Here is a 21,776-nt window from a genome sequence, read left to right as displayed (position 1 = left end):
CGTCTCGACCTCTGGGCGAATGGGTCCACCTCGTGAGAACGATGCGCGAATTTGCGGCCATATCGGACAGCAGTCGGTCGAGCGAGGCTGACGATGATGAATACGTGTCGGCCTCGAACAGCAACTCATCAGCATCGGCGCGGGGCGCGCCCGTGGCCCGGCTGTGGCGAGCGCCCACGCACCCCGCGCAACAGGCGGCACTCACCGCGGCCAGGCAAGCGCCGCCCGGGCCATGGCAGGCCCCGCTCGACAACCGCCACGCCGCGAGCGGCCCCACCTGCCGCAACCCGGCAACCAGCGCATCGCGGCGACCGGTGGGTAGCGGCGGCCGGTGCGGGTCAGTCGCGGGCGCGCACCCGCTGGGCTGGCGCCTGCGCGAGCAGCTTCAGCGCGTACGGCGCGTCGTGCCGCAGGTAGCGACCGGCCAGCCGGCGCGGCTCGACACCCAGGCGATGGGCCCACTCCAGGCCGGTGCGCTGCATCCAGCGCGGCGCCCGGGCCACGTCGCCGGCCACGAAGTTGACCGCCGCCCCGCAGCCGATGAACCACGCCTGCGGCAGTTCGGGGCGCAGCCGGGCGATCATCCGCTCCTGCTTGGGGAAGCCGAGCCCGACGAAGACCAGATCCGGGCGGGCGTCGATCACCTTCGCGCAGAACTGCTCGTACGCGATGGGATCGTGCTCGAAGCCGAAGTCCGGGCAGAGCGTGCCGGCCACCCGCAGCCCGGCGCATTTCTCTTCCAGTTTGTCGGCGGCGCGGGCCGCGCCGTCGTTCTCCGGCGCGCCGCCGATCACGAAGATCGACCTCTTGTCGCGGGCCAGCCCCTCGGAGAGGGACCAGATCAGGCTGCTGCCGGCCACCCGCTCCGGCAGTGGGGTGCCGCCCAGCCTGCTCGCCCAGATCAGCGGCATGCCGTCCGCCACGATCAGGTCGGCGTCGTCGAGATGCTCGCGGGCCTCCTCGTCGACCTGCGCCCGGCGCAGGATGTCGATGTTCGGGGTGATGATCCGACCGCCCCGGCCACGGTTCAGCGCGTCCCGTACCACCGCCACAACCTCGGCCTCGGTGATCCGGTCGATGCCCGTGCCGTCCAGGTCAACCCGGTCGAAAGCCTCGATGGTCACCTGTCGCCTCCTTCACGGTGTTTGCCTCGTTATAGGAGCGAAACGAGCGAAGGTGGGCCAAAGTGGCACGGGTGTTATTTCTGGGTGGATTAGGACGTAGCGGGACAACGCTCGTCGAACGTCTGCTCGGCGAGCTTCCCGGGGTGTGCGCGCTCGGCGAGGTGGTCCACCTCTGGCAGCGCGACCTCCGCGACGACGAGCGCTGCGGCTGCGGCGCGCGCTTCTCGGCCTGCCAGTTCTGGCGGCGGGTCGGCGCGCTCGCGTTCGGTGGCTGGCACAACGTCGACGTCGACCGGGTGCACTACCTGCGGGCGGCGGTCGAGCGCACCCGGCACATCCCGCGGCTGGCCACCGCCGTCGAGGCGCCGGAGGAGGTGCACGAATACGCCGAGTACTACTCCCGGGTGTACGCGGCGGCGGCCGAGGTCTCCGGCGCGCGGATCGTCGTCGACTCCTCCAAGCACTCGGCGCTGGCCCACGTGCTGCGCTGGGCGGGCGACCTGAACCTGCGGGTGGTGCACGTGGTGCGGGACGCGCGCGGGGTCGCGTACTCCTGGACCAAGACGGTCTCCCGGCCGGAGACCGACGGCGCCGCCGAGATGACGCGCTACTCCCCCGGCCGGTCGGCGCTGCTGTGGAACGCGCACAACGCGGCGTTCGGGCTGCTCGCCCGGCGCGGGGTGCCGGTGCGCCGGATCCGCTACGAGGAGTTCGTGTCCGACCCGCTGGTTGCCCTGGCCGACCTGGCGTCGTTCGCCGGCATCGTGCTCGGGCCGTCCGATTTATCCTTTGTGGAGGACGGACACGCCGACCTGAAGGTGGGCCACAGCGCGGCCGGCAACCCCATGCGCTTCACCGTCGGGCGGGTGGCGCTGCGCCGGGACGACGCCTGGGTCTCGGCGCTGCCGAGCCGGCAACGGCGCCTGGTCGGCGCCGTCTGCGCGCCCATGCTGCGGGCGTACGGATATCCGCTGTCTCCTTCGGAGGTCTCTAGGTGAACTGGCCCTCGGTCGGAGTCGTCATCCCCACCCGCAACCGGCCCGAGCTGGTCCGCCGGGCGATCGCGTCGGTGCGCGACCAGCGCTACCCCGGCGATTTGAAGATCCTTGTCGTGTACGACCAGACCGAGCCCGACTATCTGCTCGCCTCCACCGAGGGGGTGCAGGTGCTGGTGCTCACCAACTGGCGCACGTCCGGCCTGGCCGGGGCCCGCAACACCGGCATCCTCGCGCTGGACACCGAGTTCGTGGCGTTCTGCGACGACGACGACCGCTGGCTGCCGGACAAGCTGCGCCGCCAGGTCGCCGCGCTGCTCGCCGACCCGGACGCCGAGATGGCGACGTGTGCGATCGAGGTCGAGTACGAGGGTCGGTGCACGCCGCGGCTGGCCGGGCGCAGCCGGGTGACCGTCGACGAGCTGGCCCGCTCCAGGATGGCGATGCTGCACTCGTCGTCGTTCCTGCTCCGGCGGGAGGCGCTCGCCGAGGACGCGATCGGTCTCGTGGCCGAGGACGCGCCGGGCAGCCAGAACGAGGACTGGGACCTGCTGCTGCGGGCCGCCCGCCGGGCGCCGATCGTGCACCTCGACGAGCCGCTGGTGCGGGTGCTGTGGGGGCGGACGTCGCATTACGCGTACGAGTACGCCACCAAGATCTCCTCGCTGCGGTGGATGATGCAGCGCCACCCCGAGATCAGCGGGTGCAAGCCCGGCGCGGCGCGGGTATACGGTCAGCTGGCGTGCTGGTCGGCGGCCTCGGGCAACCGCGGTCAGGCCTGGCAGTTCAGCAAGGAGGCGGTGCGGGCCAACTGGAGGGAGCCGCGGACGGCGATCGCGCTGGCGGCGATGACCGGTGCGGTCAAGGTCGAGAATGTTCTCTCGGCGCTGCACAAACGCGGGCGGGGTATCTGAACTCACTCTTTCCACCACACCAACCCACACTGTAGTGTTCGGGTGTGTTCGAATTAGTGCGGATGCTTTAATGCTCGCCCAACAGCGCCAGGCCGCCATCCTCGACCGGGTCCGGGCCGCCGGCGGCGTCCGGGTCAGTGAGCTGGCCACCGAGTACGGCGTCTCCGACATGACGATCCGCCGCGACCTGGAGTCGCTGGCCGATCGCGGCCTTCTGGCGAAGGTACACGGCGGCGCCACCACGGTGAGCCCCGGCTCGGCGCACGAGCCCGGCTTCGCCGCCAAGTCCGTCCGCCAGCGCGCGGAAAAGGCGGCCATGGCCATGCACGCCGCCGGCCTCGTCTCCCCCGGCGACGCGATCGCGCTCTCCGCCGGCACCACCACGGCCGGCCTCGCGCAACGGCTGGTCGACGTCCCCTCGCTGACCGTGGTGACCAACTCGATTCCGGTCGCCGACGTCTTCTACCGCGCCGGGCGCCCCGACCAGACGGTGGTGCTCACCGGCGGCACGCGCACCCCCTCCGACGCGCTCGTCGGCCCGGTGGCGGTCGCCGCGATCGGCACGCTGCACCTCGACATGCTCTTCCTCGGCGTGCACGGCATGAGCGAGCGCGCCGGATACACGACCCCCAACCTGATGGAGGCCGACGTCAACCGGGCCCTGGTGGAGGCGGCCGAGCGCCTGGTCGTGCTCGCCGACCACACCAAGTGGGGCACGGTCGGCATCTCCTCGATCGTCCCGCTCGAGCGCGCCGACGTGCTGATCACCGACGACGGCCTCGATCAGCAGGCACGCACGCTGCTGGAGGAAACCGTGCCCGAGCTTGTAGTGGTGAGCGGACAGTGACTTTCAAGAACCGTACGGCCATCCGCCTCTCGGACGGCCGGGAGCTGATCTACTTCAACGAGGAGCCGCACACGCACCGGGCCGAGTACCCGGACACGCGGCACCTCCCGACCCCGCCGCCGGCCTCCCAGCTGCGCTACGACCCGCTGGTCGACGAGTGGGTGGCGGTCGCGGCGCACCGGCAGACGCGTACGTTCCTGCCGCCCAGCGACGCGTGCCCGCTCTGCCCGTCGACGCCGTCGTTCGCCAGCGAGATCCCGGCGCCCGACTACGACGTGGTGGTCTTCGAGAACCAGTTCCCGTCGTTCAGCGACCGCATCAAGCCCGACGAGATCACGTCTTTGACCGACCTGGTGCCGGTGCGGCCGGGCATCGGGCGCTGCGAGGTCATCTGCTTCACCAGCGACCACAACGGCTCGTTCGGCAAGCTCTCGCCGTCGCGGGTGCGCACGGTGGTCGACGTGCTCGCCGACCGCACCCTGGAGATGTCGCAGATCACGGGCGTGGCTCAGGTCTTCCCGTTCGAGAACCGGGGCGTCGAGATCGGCGTGACGCTGCACCACCCGCACGGGCAGATCTACGCCTACCCCACGGTGCCGCCGCGCACCCAGCAGATGCTGCGGGCCGCTGACCGCTACCGCACGCGGACGGGTGGCGACCTCTACACCGACGTGCTCGCGGCCGAGCGCGCTTCGGGCGTACGCGTCGTGGCCTCTAACGAGCATTGGACGGCCTACGTGCCGGCGGCGTCCCGCTGGCCGTACGAGGTGCAGCTGGCCCCGCACCGCAAGGTGCCCGACCTGCCCGCCCTCTCGGACGAGGAGCGCGATGCGTTCGGCCCGCTCTACCTGGACGTGCTGCGCCGCTTCGACGCGCTGTTCGGCAAGCCGATGCCGTACATCTCCGGCTGGCACCAGGCGGTCGTGGGCGAGGGGCGCGAGCTGGGCTACCTGCACCTGCAGCTGTTCAGCATCCGCCGGGCCGCCGACAAGCTGAAGTTCCTGGCCGGCTCGGAGTCCGCGATGGGCGCCTTCATCAACGACATCGTCCCCGAGAAGGCGGCCGAGACCCTGCGCTCTCTGTGAGATCACAGTTGCTTTGCGCGCTCGGCTGACAGAGGGTCTAACTATGGGATTTGCCTGGTCCAACATGTTCGTCCACCCCGATGACGACCCCCGCACCGAGGGCGGCTTCACCGGTGAGCGCGAGACCCTGATCGGGTACCTACGCGATCAGCGGATCACGTTGGAGCTCAAGTGCGCTGATCTGGACGCCGCGCAGCTCGCGGCGCGCTCGGTCGAGCCGTCGAACATGTCGCTGCTCGGCCTGGTGCGGCACATGGCCGGCGTCGAGCAGAACTGGTTCCGGGTGCACCTGGCCGGTTTCGACGTCAAGCGGCACTACCGCACCGAAGAGGACCGCGACCTGGACTTCAACGGCGCGGTGGCCGACCCCGAGGTGGTGACCGACGCCTTCCAGACCTGGAAGAACGAGATCGCGTTCGCCGAGGACTACGTCGACTCCATCGAAGACCTCGGCTACGTGGGCGAGGGCGACCTGGCGCTGCGCGAGGTCCTGGTCCACATGATCGAGGAGTACGCCCGGCACAACGGCCACGCCGACTTCCTGCGCGAGCGCATCGACGGCCGCATCGGGCAGTAGCGATTTTAGGGGCGGGGGGCCCGGGACAAGGCCCCCCGCAGGGAAGGGACAGGTCGCGCTCAATGCCGAGGGAACCGAAAGGCGCCCGGGACAAGGCAGCCATCGGCGGGCGAACCCTCAGCCGCGCGACCGTCTTTCGCCCTGAAAAACGAGGGCCTTATCCACCGGTTACGGAAGTAAACATGCAATTTGCAGCATAGGTTTAAAGCTGCACCACCATGTCCCGGTTCTCCCGCAGGAACGTGACGATCGGGTCCGGCGCCTTCGCCGGGGAGCCGGCCTGGAAAGGCGGCTGCGGGTCGTACTCGATGCCCAGTTGGACGACCATCGCCGCCTCCGGGCCGAAGATCTTGCCGAGCAGCGCCAGGCCCATGTCGATGCCGGACGACACGCCGGCGGCAGTGGCGTATTTGCCGTCGAAGACGACGCGGTCGGCGGTGGGCTCGGCGCCGTAGTCGCGCAGGTGGTCCAGCGCCATCCAGTGCGAGGTGGCCCGGCGGCCCTCGAGCAGCCCGGCGACGCCGAGGATCAGCGAGCCGACGCAGACCGACGTGGTCCAGGTCGAGGTGGAGTCGGCGGCGCGCAGCCACTCGTGGATCGGGCCGGGCGTCAACGGCGGCGCGTAGCCGCCGGGGACCAGCACGATGTCGGCCGGGGGCGCCTCGTCGAGGGACGCGTCGGCGATCAGTGTCAGAAACCCGGTGTCGGTGCGGATCGGGCCCGCCTTCTCGGCCACGAACAGGACCTCGTTGCCGGGGAAACGGCTGAGCGCCTCATAGGGTCCCACCGCGTCGAGGGCGGTCATCCGGTCGTACAGGAGGATGTTGATCTGCATGGTCTTCTCCTTCAGAAGCGTCGGCGGTATTCGGCCGGGGACACGTCGAGGGCCTGGAGGAAGGCGCGGCGCATCGCCTCGGGGGTGCCGTAGCCGGCCTTGCGCGAGACCTCGGCCACGCCGTCGGAGGTGTCCTCGAGCAGGCGGCGAGCGGTCTCCAGGCGTACGCGATCGACGTAGCGACCCGGCGGGACACCGATCTCGGCGGTGAACGCCCGGCTGAACTGCCGGGGTGAGAGGTTGGCGGCGGCCGCGAGGGCCGGCACCGACAGATCGCGCTCGGGGTGCTCGGCGATCAGGCGCTGCACCTCGCGCAGCGGCTCGCGGTGCGCGACCTGGCCGGCGAGCTGGGCGCTGAACTGGCTCTGGCTGCCCGGCCGGCGCAGGAACATGACCAGGCCGCGGGCGATGGCAAGCGCCACGTCGCGGCCGAGGTCCTCCTCGACCAGCGCGAGCGCGAGGTCGATGCCGGTGGTCACGCCGGCCGAGGTGGCGATCCGGCCGTCGCGGACGTAAATGGGCTCGGCGTCGACGTCGACCTTGGGGTGGCGCGTCCGCAGCGATTCGCAGTACTGCCAATGGGTGGTGGCTCGCTTGTCGTCGAGCAGACCCGCCGCCGCGAGCAGGAACGCGCCCGTGCAGACCGACATGATCCGCTGCGACGCGGCGCCCTGCGACCGCAGCCAGGCGACGACGTCAGGCGGCGGCTCGCGGGTGCCCTCGCCGCCGGGCACGACCAGGGTGTCCGGGGGTTCTTCCAGGGGCGAATCGGGCGTCAACCGCAGCCCGCTCGAGGTGCGGACCGCAGCGCCACCGACGCTCGCGGTCGTGACGCTATACGCCCCGGCGTAGGTGAAGACCTCCAACGGGCCGGTCACGTCGAGGCTCTGCACGCCGTCGAAGAGCACGATCTGCACGTGGTGGGTCATAAAACAATCGTTGCGGCCGCCCGAGGGCGACCGCAACGACGAGCTTCCAACCTTTTAGGCCACCTTGCGGGCGAGGTTCTCGTCCAGAGCGTTCATGAACTCGTCCGTCGTCAGCCAAGGGGCATCGCGGCCGATGAGCAGCGCGAGGTCCTTGGTCATCTGGCCGCCCTCGACGGTCTCGACGCAGACCTTCTCGAGGGTCTCGGCGAACTCGGTGACCGCCGGGGTGCCGTCGAGCACGCCGCGGTGCTTGAGGCCGCCGGTCCACGCGAAGATCGAGGCGATCGGGTTGGTCGAGGTCTTCTCGCCCTTCTGCCACTGCCGGTAGTGCCGGGTGACCGTGCCGTGCGCGGCCTCGGCCTCGACGGTCTTGCCGTCCGGCGTCATCAGCACCGACGTCATCAGGCCGAGCGAGCCGAAGCCCTGCGCCACCGTGTCGGACTGCACGTCACCGTCGTAGTTCTTGCAGGCCCAGACGTAACCGCCCTCCCACTTGAGCGCGGCGGCGACCATGTCGTCGATGAGCCGGTGCTCGTAGGTGAGGCCGGCCTTGGCGAACTGGTCGGCGAACTCGCTCTCGAAGATCTCGGCGAACAGGTCCTTGAACCGGCCGTCGTACGCCTTGAGGATCGTGTTCTTCGTGGAGAGGTAGACCGGGTAGTTGCGGGCCAGGCCGTACCGGAACGAGGCGCGCGCGAAGTCGCGGATCGACTCGTCGTAGTTGTACATGCCCATGCCGACGCCGCCGGCCGGGAAGTCGGCCACGTGGAACTCGATCGGCTCGGAGCCGTCCGAAGGCGTGAAGGTCATCGTGAACTTGCCGGCGCTCGGCGCGACGAAGTCGGTGGCCTTGTACTGGTCGCCGTGGGCGTGGCGGCCGATGATGATCGGCTTGGTCCAGCCCGGTACGAGCCGGGGCACGTTCTGCATGATGATCGGCTCGCGGAAGACGACGCCGCCGAGGATGTTGCGAATCGTGCCGTTCGGCGAGCGCCACATCTTCTTGAGGCCGAACTCCTCGACCCGGGCCTCGTCGGGCGTGATGGTGGCGCACTTGACGCCGACGCCGTGCCGCTTGATGGCGTTGGCCGCGTCGATCGTCACCTGGTCGTCGGTCTCGTCGCGGTGCTGGATCGACAGGTCGTAGTACTCGAGGGGGACATCGAGGTAGGGCAGGATCAGCTGCTCCCGGATCTGCTTCCAGATGATCCGGGTCATCTCGTCGCCGTCGAGCTCCACGACCGGGTTTGTGACCTTGATTTTCGCCATCGGCCGGCGCTCCTCTCCCGAAAACCATGCTTTAGCAGTACGAGCGTACTGCCCAGGGGGTGAAGATCGTCGACCGCCCCCGACCTGGTGTTATCCATATCGCTATTGCCCGTTTTACCTTAAGTTGGGCGATCGTGGCCTCACCTGGGTGCCATCGAGGCATGTCGCTATCCGAGAAGCTCAACCAGCCGCTCAGCCGACGACTGCTCCTCTCCGGAAGCGCCGCGGTGGCGACCGGGCCACTGTTGGTCCGGCCGGCCGCGGCGTACGCGAACACATCGCACGACGTGCCGGCCGACGTCTTCACGCTCGGCGTCGCCTCCGGCGATCCCCTGCCCGACGGTGTCGTGCTCTGGACGCGAGCCCTTGGCCTTCCGGACCGCTCTTTCCCCGTACGGTGGGAAATTGCCCTTGATTCTCGCTTTGCCCGGGGCCGCCGATCCGGGACCGCGATCGCCCGACCGGAGCTCGGACATTCCGTTCACGTCGACGTCCGCGGGTTGCGGCCCGACACGGTCTACTACTACCGATTCCGCCTCTCGGGACAAATCACACCAATTGGCCGTACGCGTACCGCACCGGCGCCCACTGCTCATCCACGCGGGCTGCGCTTCGCTTTCGCATCGTGCCAGGACTTCCAGGCCGGCTTCTACAACGCCTACACGCACATGGCGGCCGAAGATCTGGCGTTCGTCGCGTTCCTCGGCGACTACATCTACGAGGGCCCGCGCAACGCGGCCGCCATCCGGCAACACGAGGGCACGGACGAGCCGTACACGTTGGACCAATATCGCGCCCGGCACGCGACCTACAAGAGCGACCCCCACCTGCAGGCCGCGCATGCGGCCTTCCCCTGGATCGTGACCTTCGACGATCACGAGATCGACAACAACTGGGCCGACGAGATCCCGCAGGACCCCGCCGCGCAGACCCCTGAATCCTTCCGGGCCCGGCGGATCGCCGCGTTCCAGGCCTACTACGAGCACATGCCGCTGCGCCGGTCGTCGCTGCCGCGCGGGCTCGACATGCAGGTCTACCGGCGGCTGCGATTCGGCTCGCTGGCCGGGGTGCACGTGCTCGACACCCGGCAGTACCGAAGCGATCAGCCCGCCACTCTGGCCGACGCGTCGTCGGAGTCCCTGACGATGACCGGCCCCGAGCAGGAGCGCTGGCTCGTGGACGGGCTGCGGCACAGCGGGGTGCGCTGGAACCTGCTCGCCAACCAGGTGATGTGGGCGCAGAACGACCGCACGGCCGGCCCGACGCAGACCTTCGACTTCGACAACTGGGACGGTTACCGGGCGCAGCGCAAGCGGCTGCTGACGTACTTCGGCAGCGGGCACGTGGACAACCCCGTGATCCTCACCGGCGACCGGCACTGCACCTGGGTCAGCGACCTGCGCCCCGATTTCGACGACCCGTCCACCCCGATCGTCGGCGCCGAGATCACCGGCACCTCCATCACCTCGGGCGGCAACCCGAACGTCGCCGCCTTCCACGCGACCTACGACCCGATCATGGCGGAGAGCCCGCACTGGCGCTACATCGACAACCAGCGCGGGTACGTGGTCTGCGACGTCACGCCGTCGGAGTTGACCGCGAGCCTGCGACTGGTCGACACGGTCCTGGCGCCCACCGCCTCGGTGCGCACGGCCGCGCGGTTCACCATCGAGGCCGGCCGCCCCGGCATCGCCGACGTCGCGGCGTAGTTATCCACAGATCCCCCGAACGGGCGCGCGGGCCGACCCGCGCGCCCGGCAGAATCCATCCCATGCCGCTCACCCACACCGTCGGCCACCTGACGGTCACCGCGCTCGTGGACGCCGCGGGCCCGTATTTCATGCCGCGCGACCGGGCGTTTCCCGACGCGACGGCGGAGCAGTGGGCCGCGGCCGACGCCGCCGACCCCGCCGCGGTCACCGGCGCGGGCGACTGGTGGCTTCACTTCACCAGTTACGCGATCCGCCTCGGCGACGGCCCGGTGACCCTGGTCGACGCCGGCATCGGGCCGGCCGGCGCGCTGGCAGCGGACTGGGCTCCCGTTCCCGGCCACCTGCCCGACGAGGTGGTCACGGCGGGCATCGATCCCGCCGAGGTGTCCGCCATCGTCCTCACCCACCTGCACAACGACCACATGGGCTGGGCCGTCCCGGGCGACTCGCCGTTCACCTCGGCCCGGGTGGTGGTCCAGCAGGCCGACGTGGACGCCTACAAGGCCAACCGCGACAAGGCCGGCCAGTTCGACCTTCTGATCGAGCCGCTGCTGGCCCAGGGCCGCCTCCACGTGCTCGCCGGCGACGCGCCGCTCACCCCGGGCGTCCGCATCGTCGCGACGCCCGGACACACTCCCGGCCACCAGTCCGTGCTGGTGGAGGACGGCGACGAGGCCCTCCTGATCACCGGCGACCTGGTGGTCCACATGCTTCAGCTGCTGGATCCCGAGCTGCCTTATTGGGGTGACATGGACCCCGAGCTCGCCCGGGCGAGCCGTCGACGCCTGCTGAGGGAAGTGACCGATCGACAAGCGATCCTGGCCGTCTCCCACCTCGGCGAGCCCTTCCGCCGGCTATAGCTCGAGCTGCCGCCACTCGTGGTGGCCGCGCCAGTCGTCGCCGGTGCGGAAGCGCTGCAGGAAGAGCACGGCCGCGTCCTGGTCGGTGGTGTCGGCGCGGAGGTGTTCGCCCTCCGGGCCGGCGCGGTGCTCCAGGGCGTAGGAGCCGGGGGCGCTGCCCGTCTTGAGGCCGATGCCGACCTGGGCGTAGACGCCGTCGGAGCGCTGCAGCACCGTGTAGTGCCGGTCCTCGGTGAGGTTGCGCACGACCCGCTCGATCTGGTCGGGGCCGGGGTTGGGGACCGGGATCCCCAGCAGCGAGTTGGCGGTCGTCAGTTCGAAGGTGAGGACGGGCGCGGCGGAAGCCGGCGGCGCTTGAGCGTCGGGGGCGAGCTCGCGGGCGACCGTGAACGCCTCGGCGTACTCGGCGCGGCCGGGGGTGCCGGCCGGATACGCCCGCTCCAGCGTGGCCAGCGCCTTCGCCGGCTCGCCCAGCGTGAGCTCGCCGGCCGCCACGACGACCGGGAACCGGCTGGGGCGGGCGGGGTCCTCGGCGGCCAGCCACTCGGCGCGCTTCGCCTCGGTGAAGGCCGCCACGGTGGCGCGGGCGTCCAGATAGGACACCATCGGATCGAGCAGGTAGCCGTCGACCTGCGGCGCCAGGGCCGCCAGACCCTCCGGCGACGAGAACACCCACATCGGGGCGCTCGCCTCCAGGGTGTCGAGCAGTCCCATGTCAACGATGTTGGACTTGCCGAAGGCGCCCGCCCTCGAGCCCAGCAGCCGGATCGCCAGTTTCGCCACCGACGCGTACGCGACCGTGGCGCGCAGCGACAACTGGAACTCGCCGGAGCGGGCGGACAGGTCGAGGACGAGCTGCTGGCGCCCGCCGTCGGCGACCTTGCGAGTGTAGGCCAGGGCGCCGGCCGAGCGGGTGAAGTCCCGCTCGGCCAGCGTCTTGTCCCACCGGCCGGCGGCCACGTCGCGCACCCACGACGCGGCCGTCGCTCGGTCAGTTGTCATCGGAAGAACCTCACGGCACCTTGATCTCGCGTACGTCGACGACCTTGTACTGGCCAGCGTATCGACCCACCGTATCGGGGTGGTTCCCCGCCAGGATCCAGTTGTCGAAGTCGCGCTGCGCGGCCGTACGCGTGGCTGATCCGCTCTTGACCTCGACCCCGATGATGTTGCCGCCGCCGAGGTCGATCGCGCAGTCGTAGTAGCGCAGCTGGTCGCCGTTGCCGCGGACCGCCACCTGGGTACGGATGACGTTGTAGCCCTGAGCGGCGAGGTCGTCCATGACCGCCTTCTCGGCCGCCGCGCCGACCCGGGCGGTGCCGCTGCTGGAGACGAACTTGCCGGCCGCGTCCCGGATCGAGCCGTCCGGGTACTGGTACAGGCCGTTCCCGAGCGGGATCGCCTTGCAGCTGACGTTGTGCACCAGCACCGACTCGTCGCCGGCGAACACGTAGAACGTGTGCGCGCCCTCGACCGTCAGGTCGTACATGTAGTCGCCGCCGGGGATCACCCGGACGTCGGCGACGGTGACCGGCGAGCCGTCGTCGCCGCGCAGCGCCGTCCCCGGCACGAGCGACGCCGCGTCGATCCACCGGTCGTCCGACCCGCTCCAGAACGGGTGCTTGCTGGTGGTGTGGATGACGGCGCCACCCGAGACCACCACGTCGACCAGATCCGTGTCGTACGTGCGATAGGTCTTGCTGACCACCCCGCCGGCCACCCGGTCGCCCACCGCGACCTCGGCGATCGGGCGGCGCCCGCCGTCGGCCATCAGCACCGGGGTGGCGGCGTCGAAGCTCTGCGTGAGGCAGGCCCGCGTGATGTCCTCGTTGATCTCGGTCTCGAGCTTGATGGCCGTGTTCAGATCGACGTCGACCCGGTGAAGGTCGTCGAACGCCTCGGCCAGCCCCTCGCCCGTCCGCGCCGCGTTCTTGAGCCCGACGACCGCCTTGGCCCAGGCGAACAGCTTCTCGTACGGGATGAAGTTGGCCGCGGCCCAGGCGCAGTCGCCGTTGACGCCATGCTGCTGCCAGATGTACTTGCCGCAGCCGATGAAGTCGCCGACGGCCAGGTCGACCAGGTTTCGCAGCGACGCCTGCATGACCTCGCGGACGTCGAGGTGCACCCGCTTGGTCCGGTCCACGGCGAACGGCTTGGTGCCGAGCTCGAGACGCTCGCAGATCGCGCTGGTCGTCCCCTGGTACTGGCAGACCACCACGTTGTAGACGAGCGTGCCGGTCATGTGCACCGGTACGTCGACGTCGCAGGTCGGCTTGGCGTTGCACACCAGGTCGCCGGTCGTGACGTTGATGTCGCCGACCGGGGCGATCTCCAGGAACATGAAGCCGCCGTCGTAGCTGGCGATCAGCTGCCGCTGGTCCTCCTGATCCTGGGCGGCCTTCTCGGCGTCGCTGGCCGCCTTCTCGGCGGCAGCCGCGTCGGCCTGCGCCCGGGCGGCGGCCGCCTCCGCGTCGTCGGCGTACTTGTCCGCCTCGTCGGCGGCCTTCTGCGCGGCGTCGGCGTCCACCCGCGCCTGGGCCGCGGCGGACCGGGCCGAGGCGGCGTCCCGCTCGGCGGCGTCGGCGGCGGCGTCGGCCGCGTTTGCGTCGCCGGCGGCCGCGGTGGCCGCGGCGTGTGCCGCCGCGGCGTCCCGTTCCGCCTGCGCGTTCAGGGTCGAGGTGGCGGCCGCGGCCTGGGCTGCCGCCGCGGCGTCGCTCGCCGCTGCCGCCGCCGAGGCGCGGGCGTCCCGGGCCGACTTGGCCGCTGCCGCCGCGCTCGTGGCGGCGTCGGCGGCGGCCTGTGCGGCGATCTTGGCGTCGCCGGTGGCCGCGGCGGCCAGCGCGGCCGCGTTGGCGGCGGCGGCGTTGGCCTCGTCGGCACGAGCCTGCGCCGCGGCGGTCTGCTGCTGGGCGACGGTCAGCGCGCCCTGCCCGACCAGCACCGCGAGGGCCGCGGCCGAGTCCTTGTCGACGAAGGGCGCGCCGAGCCCGACCGCCTCGTTGGCCGGGGCGGCCACCTCGGCGGCGGAGTCACGCGCGGCCACCGCGGCCTGTGCCGTCGCGTACGCCCGGCCGGCCGTGATCGCGCTCTGCGCCACCGCCGCGTCGGCCGCCGCTTTGGCCTCGCCGGCCTGCCGCGCTGCCTCCTGCATGTCGGCCGCCGCGGCGGCCGCGTCGGCGTCCGCGTTGTCGGCGTGCTGCTTGGCGTCCTTGGCAGCGGCGAGCGCGTCGGCGGCCGCCGAGTGCGCGGTCATCATCGCCGACCGGGTGATCGCGACCTGCTTGTCGGCCTCGTTCGCCGCGGCCAGGGACCGCGCCGCCGCGGCGTGGGCCCGGGTGGCCGCCTCGCGGGCCGCCTGGGCCGCCGCGGTGGCCACGTCGGCGTCGTGCTGGGCACGGTCGGCCGCCGTGTCGGCCCGGTCGGCCGCGGCCTGGGCGTCGTTGGCCGCCGCCCGGGAGGCGGCCGCCTCGGTGCTGCCCTCGTCGGCGTTGGCCCGCGACTGCATGGCCGCGGCGCGGGAGGCCAGGGCGTCGCGCTGCCGGGCCGCGTTCTCGGCGGTCTCCCGGTAGATCCGGGCCTGGTTGGCGGAGCTCTGCGCGTCGAAGTCGCGGTCGGCCGCGGTCTGCGCGTCGGCCTCGGCCTGGGCCCGGGCGGACGCGGCTATCCCCTGCTGGCGTTGGGCGTCCGCGTTGGCGGCGGACGCCTCGGCGTGCTTCTGCTCGGCGATCGCCCGCTGCTGGGCGGCGACCTGGCGCTGCTGCTCGGCGATCTGACGCTGCTGGGCGGCCTTGTTCGCGGCGACCTGGGCGGTGGCCTTGGCCTGCTCGGCGACCTGCCGCTTGGCCTTGGCGGTGGCGGCGTCGGCGGCCGCCGCGGCGGCCTCGCGGGCGGCCGAATTGGCGGCCGCCTTGGCCTGGCGGGCAGCCTCCTGCGCGGCGTTCTTGGCGTACTCCGCCTGCATCGCCTTGGCCTGCGTCTGGGCCAGCGAGATCAGCGTGGCGCTGTCGGCGACCGCGGCCTTGGTGGCCTGCACGGCCGTGGCTGTGGCCTTCGCCGCTGCCGCGGCGCCGGCGGCGGAGGCCTTGGTGACCTGGGCGGACTGCTGCGCGTACGCGAGACCGCGCCCCACCGGATAGTTGTTGTTCGTCGCGATCGTGGTCGCGGCGTTCTGCGCGTTGGTGACCGCGGTCGCCTGCGTCTGGGCGTCGGCCGAGGCGTTGTTCGCGATCGTGAGCTGCGCGGCCGCCCGGGTCTGCGCGTTTTTGATCTCGTTGGTGGCGTAGGTGAAGTCGGCGGTGGTCGGCCAGAACATCGTGTCGTGGCCGGTGCCGGTGTTCGAGTTGTCCTGCGAGGACACGAACTGCTGGGTGGTGCCGCCGCTGCAGGCCTGGACCGTCGCCTGCAGGCCGCTGGTCGCCGTGGCGAAGTTCAGGCACTTGTTGGCGCCGACGTTGTAGAGCCGGGTGTTGCCGACCGTGCTCTGCCACTGCCAGTGCTGGCTCGCCTTGCCGCTGGTGCAGGCGTTGAGGACGACGTTGGTGCCGTTCAGGTCGAGGCACCGGTTGGTCCCCGTGTTGATCAGCGTGCCGTCCAGGTAGTTGGCCATGACCCCGGGGCGGAACTTCTGCGCGGTGCTGTTGTTGCAGGCGTACAGCTCGATCTTGTTGTTGTTCGCCGTCGAACTGCCGGTGTTGTCCAGACATAGCGTGGTGGCCGACTTGTACTTGAAGGTGATCGGTCCCGAGCCGGCCCAGCAGTACCCGCCGGCGGTGTAGCAGGACTGCCACTTGGTGAGCTGCCCGGCGATCCAGGACTGGCCGACCGCCTCACCCATCGCGATGGCCGAGGTCTCCAGGTCGCTGTACGCCTTGACCTGCGCGTTGACGATCGCGCTGCGCTGCGCGGACTGCGAGTCGAGCTCGGTCCGCCACTCGGCCGCCGCGTCCTTCACGACGTTCGCGAGCACGTGGTTGGGGTCGAGCGGGTTCTCCGCGTCGCACGACGAGAAGCGCTGCTTGAGGGCCTCGACCTCGAAGCGGTACTCGGCCGTGCCCGGGGTCAGCGCGGTCTTGGGGAAGCCGCCGAACTGGAGGAACTCGCGCAGGTCGTCGGCGTGGTGGTTGCCGTCGAAGATGGTGCCGTCGCCGAAGACGTCCTGGTCGCCGACCTCGCCCCAGGAGATCTCCTCCTGTACCGAGTGCGGCGCGTCGTCGTCGCCGTTGTACAGGTGCTGCTGGTCGGCGAGCTGGTTGCCCTTGGTCACGGCCTCGTCGGAGGCGATCGGCGCGAGGTCCTCGTAGAGCTTGTCCTCGCCCTTGAAGAACTGGTCCACATAGAACCCGGTGATCCCGAGGTCGCCGTAGAAGTTCGGCGCCCACTGGAACCCCGTCACCGTCTCGGTGGGGATGGTGAAGTTGTTCGGGATCGAGTCGCTCCACACGTCCTTGCGGTCGTAGAGCGTGTCCCACATGGCCGACCGGCTGGCCTGGTCCTTGTCGTAGGCGACCGACAGCGCGGTGGTGTTCCAGTACTGCGGGTCGGCCGCCGTGTGCATCTGCGCGTCGGTGCCGGCCAGCGCGGGCTGGGCGACCTTCTTGATCTCCGGCCCGCCGGCCTGCAGCACGAAGCCGAGGCGGCAGCGGTCCAATCGCGACGCGGTCTGGCCGTCGTCGAGCCGGTTCGGATAGACCCAGGTGTCGCCGGTGTCGGCATGCGCGGCCGAAGCCGGCGCCACCAGGATGACCGGAATCGCGGCCAATGCCGCCAGCAAGCGCGCAGCCTTCATGGCAGTCGCCTTCCCCCGTGAAAGACAGAACGAGGGAACCCTAGGGCGGCCGTGCGATGTAGGTCAATACATCTATCTACTCGCGAGTAAGAAAGGCCGGGGTTTGAAGAAACCCCGGCCTTCCGGTGCGAACGGATCAGAGGTTCGCGACGTCCGCCTGCTTGGCGCGCACGGCCTCGGCGGCCTCCTTGAGACCGGCGATCTCGGAGTCGGTCAGCTTCTCCTCGACGACCTTCTTGATGCCCTCGCGGCCGATCTGGGCCTCGACGCCCAGGTACACGCCGGAGATGCCGTACTCGCCGTCGACCCAGGCGCAGACCGGAAGGGTCTCGCCGGAGTCCTCGATGACGGCCTTGGCCATGCGGGCCGCGGCGGCCGACGGAGCGTAGTACGCCGAGCCGGTCTTGAGCAGCGCGACGACCTCGGCGCCACCGTTGCGGGTGCGCACCACGAGCTCCTCGATCTTGTCGGCCGGGAGCAGGTCGGACAGCGGCTTGCCGTCGACGGTGCAGCGCGACGGGACCGGCACCATGGTGTCGCCGTGCGAGCCGAGGGTGAGCGCCTTGACGGTCTTGACCGGCACCGCGAGGGTCTCGGCGATCGAGTTGGTGAAGCGGGCGGTGTCGAGCACGCCGGCCTGGCCGAAGACCCGGTTCTTGGGGAACTGGGTGGCGATCTGGGCCAGCGCGGTCATCTCGTCGACCGGGTTGGAGACCACGATCACGACGGCGTTCGGCGCGTACTTCGCGATGTTCTCGGCGACCTGACGCACGATCTTGGCGTTGACCTCGAGCAGGTCCATCCGGCTCATGCCCGGCTTACGCGGCAGGCCGGCGGTGACGACCACGACGTCCGAGCCCTCGATCGCCTCGTAGCCCTCGCCGTTCGGGCCGGTGGTGACGCCGACGATCTTGGTCTCGAAGCCCTCGATCGGCCGGGACTGGTTCATGTCGAGAGCGAGACCGGCCGGCTTGCCATCGATGATGTCAGTGAGCACCACGGTGTCGAAGATGTCGTACTCGGCCAGACGCTGTGCGGTCGTCGACCCGTAGAAACCGGCGCCTACGACGGTTACCTTCTTGCCCATAGCTGTCCACTCCCAGTCTCCGGGACGATTTTTCCGGACCGTATCAGTCGGTTAACGCGGTATTTCCCGCTGGTCGGGCTAACGAGAACTAAGCCACTCGGCACGCTCGACCACGTTCGTGAGCAGCATCGCCCGGGTCATCGGTCCGACGCCGCCGGGCACCGGCACGAGGGCGCCGGCCACCTCCCGTACGCCGGGGTCGACGTCGCCGGTGTAACGGCCCCTGCCGTCCGCGCCGACCACCCGGGTGATGCCGACGTCCACCACCGTCGCGCCCGGCTTGACCATCTCCGCCGTGATCAGCCCCGGGACGCCGACGGCGGCCACGACGATGTCGGCCCGGCGGGTGTGCGCCGCGAGGTCGACGGTGCCGGTGTGGCAGAGGGTGACGGTCGCGTTCTCGGTGCGGCGGGTCAGCAGCAGGCCGAGCGGGCGGCCCACGGTGGTCCCGCGCCCGACCACGGTGACCTCGGCGCCCTTGAGCGGCACGTCGGCCAGGCGCAGCAGGTGCACGATGCCGCGCGGGGTGCAGGGCAGCGGCCCGCCGAAGCCGAGCACGAGCCGGCCCAGGTTGACCGGGTGCAGGCCGTCGGCGTCCTTCTCCGGGTCGATCAGCTCGAGGATCCGGCCGGTGTCCAGATGCTTCGGCAGCGGAAGCTGGACGATGTAGCCGTGGCAGGCGTCGTCCTGGTTGAGCTCGGCGACGACCGCTTCGACGTGCTCCTGGGTGGCGCCTGCCGGCAGGTCGCGGCGGATCGAGGCGATGCCGACCTCGGCGCAGTCGCGGTGCTTGCCCTCGACGTACGCCCGGGAGCCCGGGTCGTCGCCGACCAGGATCGTGCCGAGCCCGGGCACGATGCCGCGCTCGCCGAGCGCCTTGACGCGCGCCCGCAGGTCGTCCTTCACCGCCGCGGCGGCGGCCTTGCCGTCCAGGATCCTCATCAAATCCCCTTTTTTCAGGAAACGATGGCCCCATAGGCCCGCGCGAAGGCCGCGGCCTGCGCCAGGTCGATCTTCGCGCCGGACACGTCCACCCCGCGCAACTCCACCCGGTCGAGGTCGGCGCCGCGCAGGTCAGCGCCCTTGAGCACGGCGTCCTTGAGCCGTGCCCCGGCGAGATCGGCGCCGCGCAGATCGGCTCGGGTCAGGTCGGCGCCCATCAGGTCCGCCTCCCGCAACCGTAGGCCGCCGAGCTTCGCCGCGGTCAGGTTCTGCCCACGCAGCGACACGAAACCCCAGTCGCCGCCGTCCACCGACAGCGGCCGCAGCCCGCAGTCGAGGAACTGGCTGCCGGTCAGCTTGCAGCCGGTCAGCGTGGCGTCGAAGAAGTTGCAGCGCTCCAGCGTCGACTGCAGGATCGCCACCCGGTCGAGCGTGGCGGCGTTGAAGCGGACGTTGCCGAACGTGCAGTGGGTGAAGACGCAGCCCGTGAGCCGCGCCTCCGACCAGTCGACATCGTGGAACGCGCAGTCCTCATAGCGGGCACCATCGATCTCTTCCAGCGCCCAGTCCTCGCCGGAAAACACGGTGTCCTGAATGAGGGTCATCCGTGATAAAAGTGCCGCGTGCCGGTCAGGTAGACGGTCATCCCGGCCTTGGCGGCCGCCTCGATCACCAGGTTGTCGCGGATCGAGCCGCCCGGCTGCACCACCGCGGTGATGCCGGCCGCGATCAGCACCTCGAGCCCGTCGGGGAACGGGAAGAACGCGTCGGAGGCCGCCACGCTGCCCTTGGCCCGCTCGGCGCCGGCCCGGTCGACCGCCAGCCGCGCCGAGTCGACCCGGTTGACCTGGCCCATCCCGACCCCGACGGTCGCGCCGTCGTGCGCCAGCAGGATCGCGTTGCTCTTCACGCTGCGGATCGCCCGCCAGGCGAACTCGAGGTCCTGGAGAGTCTCGGGCGACGCCGGCTCGCCGGTGGCGAGCTCCCAGTTGGCCGGGTCGTCGCCGGGGGCGTCGACCCGGTCGGCCATCTGCACCAGCACGCCGCCGCCGACCTGCTTGATCTCGGCGGGCGGCGGGTTCCACGCCGGCGCGACCAGCACGCGCAGGTTCTTCTTGGCCTTGAAGAGGTCGAGGGCGGCCGGCTCGTAGGACGGCGCGACGATGACCTCGGTGAAGATCTCTTCCAGCTGCTTGGCCATGGCCTCGGTGACCGCGCGGTTGACCGCGATCACGCCGCCGAACGCCGACACCGGGTCGCACTCGTGCGCCTTGCGGTGCGCCTCGGCCACGTCCTTGCCGACCGCGATGCCGCACGGGTTGGCGTGCTTGATGATCGCCACGCACGGCTCGGCGAAGTCGTTGGCGCTGCGCCAGGCCGCGTCCGCGTCGACGTAGTTGTTGTAGGACATCTCCTTGCCGTGCAGCTGCTCGGCCTGGGCGAGCCCGGCCGGCGCGTTCGGGTCGACATAGAGAGCGGCCTGCTGGTGCGGGTTCTCCCCGTAGCGCAGCGTGCTCTCCCGCGCGAGCCCGATCCCCGCGAACTCGGGCCACTCGTGGGGGTCCAGCGTGGTCGCACACCAGTTGGCCACCGCGATGTCGTACTCCGCGATGTTTATGAAGGCCTTCGCCGCCAGCGCCTTGCGCTGCGTCAGCGTGAAACCGCCCTCTTTCAAGGCATTCAAGATCATCTCGTACGCCGTCACGGCGGTGACCACGGCGACGGACGGGTGGTTCTTGGCCGCCGCGCGCACCATCGCCGGACCGCCGATGTCGATCTGCTCGACGCACTCGTCGACGCTCGCGCCGCTGGCCACCGTCTCGGTGAACGGGTACAGATTGCTCACCAGCAGGTCGAACGGCTCGATCCCGAGGTCGGCCAGCTGCTGCTCGTGGGCCGGCAGGCGCAGGTCGGCGAGCAGGCCCGCGTGGACCCGGGGGTGCAGCGTCTTGACCCGGCCGTCGAGGCACTCGGGGAAGCCGGTCAGCTCCTCCACCCGGGTGACCGGCACGCCGGCGCCCTCGATCGTGGACGCGGTCGAGCCGGTCGAGACGATCTGGACCCCGGCGCCGTGCAGCGCCTGGGCGAGCTCGACGAGGCCGGTCTTGTCGTACACGCTCAGCAGCGCCCGCTTCAGGGGGCGACGGCCATCGTCGGTGCTCACGGAATACGAACCTTCCTGTTCTCGATGGTCCAGCCCTCGCGCACCAGGCGGCCGACGAAGTCGACCAGCTGGGCGCGCTCGGCCACCTTGATGCGCTCGGTCAGCGTCTCCTCCGTGTCGTCGTCGAGCACGGGGACGGCCACCTGGGCGATGATCGGGCCGGTGTCGACGCCGGCGTCGACGAAGAAGAGGGTCGCGCCGGCGATCTTCACGCCGTACGCGAGGGCGTCGCGCGGGCCGTGGATGCCCGGGAAGGACGGCAGCAGCGCGTTGTGGGTGTTGATGTACCGATCGCCGAAGGCCGCCAGGAACGCCGGGCCGACCAGCTTGAGGAAGCCGGCCGAGACCACCAGGTCGGGCTTGAACTCGGCGACGTGGGCGGCGAGGGCCGCATCCCAGTCGTCGCGCGTCTCATACGCCTTCACCGAGTCGACGAACGTCGGCACACCGGCGGCGGCCGCACGGTCGAGGCCGGCGATGCCGTCACGGTCGGCGCCGACGGCGACCACCTGGGCGCCGTAGGCCGCGTCGGCGGACGCGTCGAGCAGGGCCTGGAGGTTGCTGCCCGATCCGGAGACGAGGACGACCAGGCGGGCGGGCGCGGGGTCGGTCACCCCAGCACCCTATCTCCGTGGGCCCGATCACTACGCC

Annotated in this window: 18 protein-coding genes; 7 read left to right on the top strand and 11 right to left on the bottom strand. The window is 70.8% G+C overall.

The genetic code is table 11. From position 1 onward, the window contains the following. Window positions 1-338: 338 nt before the first annotated feature. Window positions 339-1,124, bottom strand: a complete 786-nt coding sequence (locus ACQPZX_RS04490; RefSeq protein WP_433374683.1) for a WecB/TagA/CpsF family glycosyltransferase — start codon at window positions 1,122-1,124, stop codon at window positions 339-341. 62 nt (window positions 1,125-1,186) lie between these two features. Here ACQPZX_RS04490 and ACQPZX_RS04485 point away from each other — a divergent pair, with 62 nt between their 5' ends. From ACQPZX_RS04485 to ACQPZX_RS04465, 5 genes are all read left to right on the top strand, one after another. Next, window positions 1,187-2,122 (top strand): sulfotransferase, encoded by a 936-nt coding sequence (locus ACQPZX_RS04485; protein WP_433374681.1) that lies wholly within the window; start codon window positions 1,187-1,189, stop codon window positions 2,120-2,122. After that, window positions 2,119-3,033 (top strand): glycosyltransferase family A protein, encoded by a 915-nt coding sequence (locus ACQPZX_RS04480; protein WP_433374678.1) that lies wholly within the window; start codon window positions 2,119-2,121, stop codon window positions 3,031-3,033. The genes ACQPZX_RS04485 and ACQPZX_RS04480 overlap by 4 nt, the downstream gene beginning before the upstream one ends. Window positions 3,034-3,103: 70 nt before the next feature. After that, window positions 3,104-3,880, top strand: a complete 777-nt coding sequence (locus tag ACQPZX_RS04475) for a DeoR/GlpR family DNA-binding transcription regulator (RefSeq protein ID WP_433374675.1) — start codon at window positions 3,104-3,106, stop codon at window positions 3,878-3,880. Then, window positions 3,877-4,965, top strand: a complete 1,089-nt coding sequence (galT, locus tag ACQPZX_RS04470) for a galactose-1-phosphate uridylyltransferase (protein ID WP_433374673.1) — start codon at window positions 3,877-3,879, stop codon at window positions 4,963-4,965. The genes ACQPZX_RS04475 and galT overlap by 4 nt, the downstream gene beginning before the upstream one ends. Window positions 4,966-5,008: 43 nt before the next feature. Further along, window positions 5,009-5,542: a DinB family protein gene (locus ACQPZX_RS04465; RefSeq protein ID WP_433374670.1), complete on the top strand. Its 534-nt coding sequence runs from the start codon at window positions 5,009-5,011 to the stop codon at window positions 5,540-5,542. Between the two features lie 202 nt (window positions 5,543-5,744). On the opposite strand, the gene ACQPZX_RS04460 is transcribed toward ACQPZX_RS04465, so the two are convergent. Genes ACQPZX_RS04460 through ACQPZX_RS04450 form a run of 3 tightly spaced genes read right to left on the bottom strand, consistent with a single transcriptional unit; the run spans window position 5,745 to window position 8,575 of the window. Continuing rightward, the gene (locus ACQPZX_RS04460) at window positions 5,745-6,377 is read right to left on the bottom strand and encodes a DJ-1/PfpI family protein (RefSeq protein ID WP_433374667.1); all 633 of its coding nucleotides are present in this window, start codon (window positions 6,375-6,377) and stop codon (window positions 5,745-5,747) included. A gap of 11 nt (window positions 6,378-6,388) precedes the next feature. Beyond that, window positions 6,389-7,306, bottom strand: a complete 918-nt coding sequence (locus tag ACQPZX_RS04455; protein WP_433374664.1) for a GlxA family transcriptional regulator — start codon at window positions 7,304-7,306, stop codon at window positions 6,389-6,391. A 54-nt stretch (window positions 7,307-7,360) separates the two neighbouring features. Beyond that, a complete protein-coding gene (locus ACQPZX_RS04450) occupies window positions 7,361-8,575 on the bottom strand; it encodes an NADP-dependent isocitrate dehydrogenase (RefSeq protein WP_433374661.1) in 1,215 nt (404 codons plus the stop codon). A 161-nt stretch (window positions 8,576-8,736) separates the two neighbouring features. On the opposite strand from ACQPZX_RS04450, the gene ACQPZX_RS04445 reads away from it, so the two are divergent. Together ACQPZX_RS04445 and ACQPZX_RS04440 are read left to right on the top strand one after the other, a co-directional pair. Then, entirely contained in the window at window positions 8,737-10,284 is a 1,548-nt protein-coding gene (locus ACQPZX_RS04445; protein WP_433374658.1) for an alkaline phosphatase D family protein, read from the top strand. A 62-nt stretch (window positions 10,285-10,346) separates the two neighbouring features. Then, a complete protein-coding gene (locus ACQPZX_RS04440; protein ID WP_433374655.1) occupies window positions 10,347-11,147 on the top strand; it encodes an MBL fold metallo-hydrolase in 801 nt (266 codons plus the stop codon). Here the strand turns inward: ACQPZX_RS04440 and ACQPZX_RS04435 are convergent. The 7 genes from ACQPZX_RS04435 to purN form a co-directional block, all read right to left on the bottom strand. Beyond that, window positions 11,142-12,149, bottom strand: coding sequence for a hypothetical protein (locus tag ACQPZX_RS04435; RefSeq protein WP_433374652.1), 1,008 nt, complete (start codon window positions 12,147-12,149; stop codon window positions 11,142-11,144). The two genes, ACQPZX_RS04440 and ACQPZX_RS04435, sit on opposite strands and share 6 nt — an antisense overlap. A gap of 10 nt (window positions 12,150-12,159) precedes the next feature. Next, on the bottom strand, window positions 12,160-16,932 hold the full coding sequence (locus ACQPZX_RS04430; protein WP_433374649.1) for a ricin-type beta-trefoil lectin domain protein: 4,773 nt from the start codon (window positions 16,930-16,932) through the stop codon (window positions 12,160-12,162). A gap of 136 nt (window positions 16,933-17,068) precedes the next feature. Further along, window positions 17,069-18,019 carry a malate dehydrogenase gene (gene mdh / locus ACQPZX_RS04425; protein WP_433374647.1) on the bottom strand — a complete coding sequence of 317 codons (951 nt, stop codon included), beginning with the start codon at window positions 18,017-18,019 and terminating at the stop codon, window positions 17,069-17,071. A 78-nt stretch (window positions 18,020-18,097) separates the two neighbouring features. Next, window positions 18,098-18,961: a bifunctional methylenetetrahydrofolate dehydrogenase/methenyltetrahydrofolate cyclohydrolase gene (locus ACQPZX_RS04420; protein ID WP_433374644.1), complete on the bottom strand. Its 864-nt coding sequence runs from the start codon at window positions 18,959-18,961 to the stop codon at window positions 18,098-18,100. Window positions 18,962-18,975: 14 nt separating this feature from the next. Beyond that, a complete protein-coding gene (locus ACQPZX_RS04415) occupies window positions 18,976-19,566 on the bottom strand; it encodes a pentapeptide repeat-containing protein (protein WP_433374641.1) in 591 nt (196 codons plus the stop codon). Beyond that, window positions 19,563-21,125, bottom strand: coding sequence for a bifunctional phosphoribosylaminoimidazolecarboxamide formyltransferase/IMP cyclohydrolase (gene purH, locus ACQPZX_RS04410; protein ID WP_433374638.1), 1,563 nt, complete (start codon window positions 21,123-21,125; stop codon window positions 19,563-19,565). The genes ACQPZX_RS04415 and purH overlap by 4 nt, the downstream gene beginning before the upstream one ends. After that, a complete protein-coding gene (purN, locus tag ACQPZX_RS04405) occupies window positions 21,122-21,739 on the bottom strand; it encodes a phosphoribosylglycinamide formyltransferase (RefSeq protein ID WP_433374636.1) in 618 nt (205 codons plus the stop codon). The genes purH and purN overlap by 4 nt, the downstream gene beginning before the upstream one ends. Window positions 21,740-21,776 lie beyond the last annotated feature (37 nt).

This window comes from Actinoplanes sp. CA-142083, from assembly GCF_050942195.1.
Lineage (GTDB): Bacteria > Actinomycetota > Actinomycetes > Mycobacteriales > Micromonosporaceae > Actinoplanes.
The sequence above is the reverse complement of the archived record's forward strand: the minus strand, read 5'-3'. Positions and strand labels throughout refer to the sequence as shown.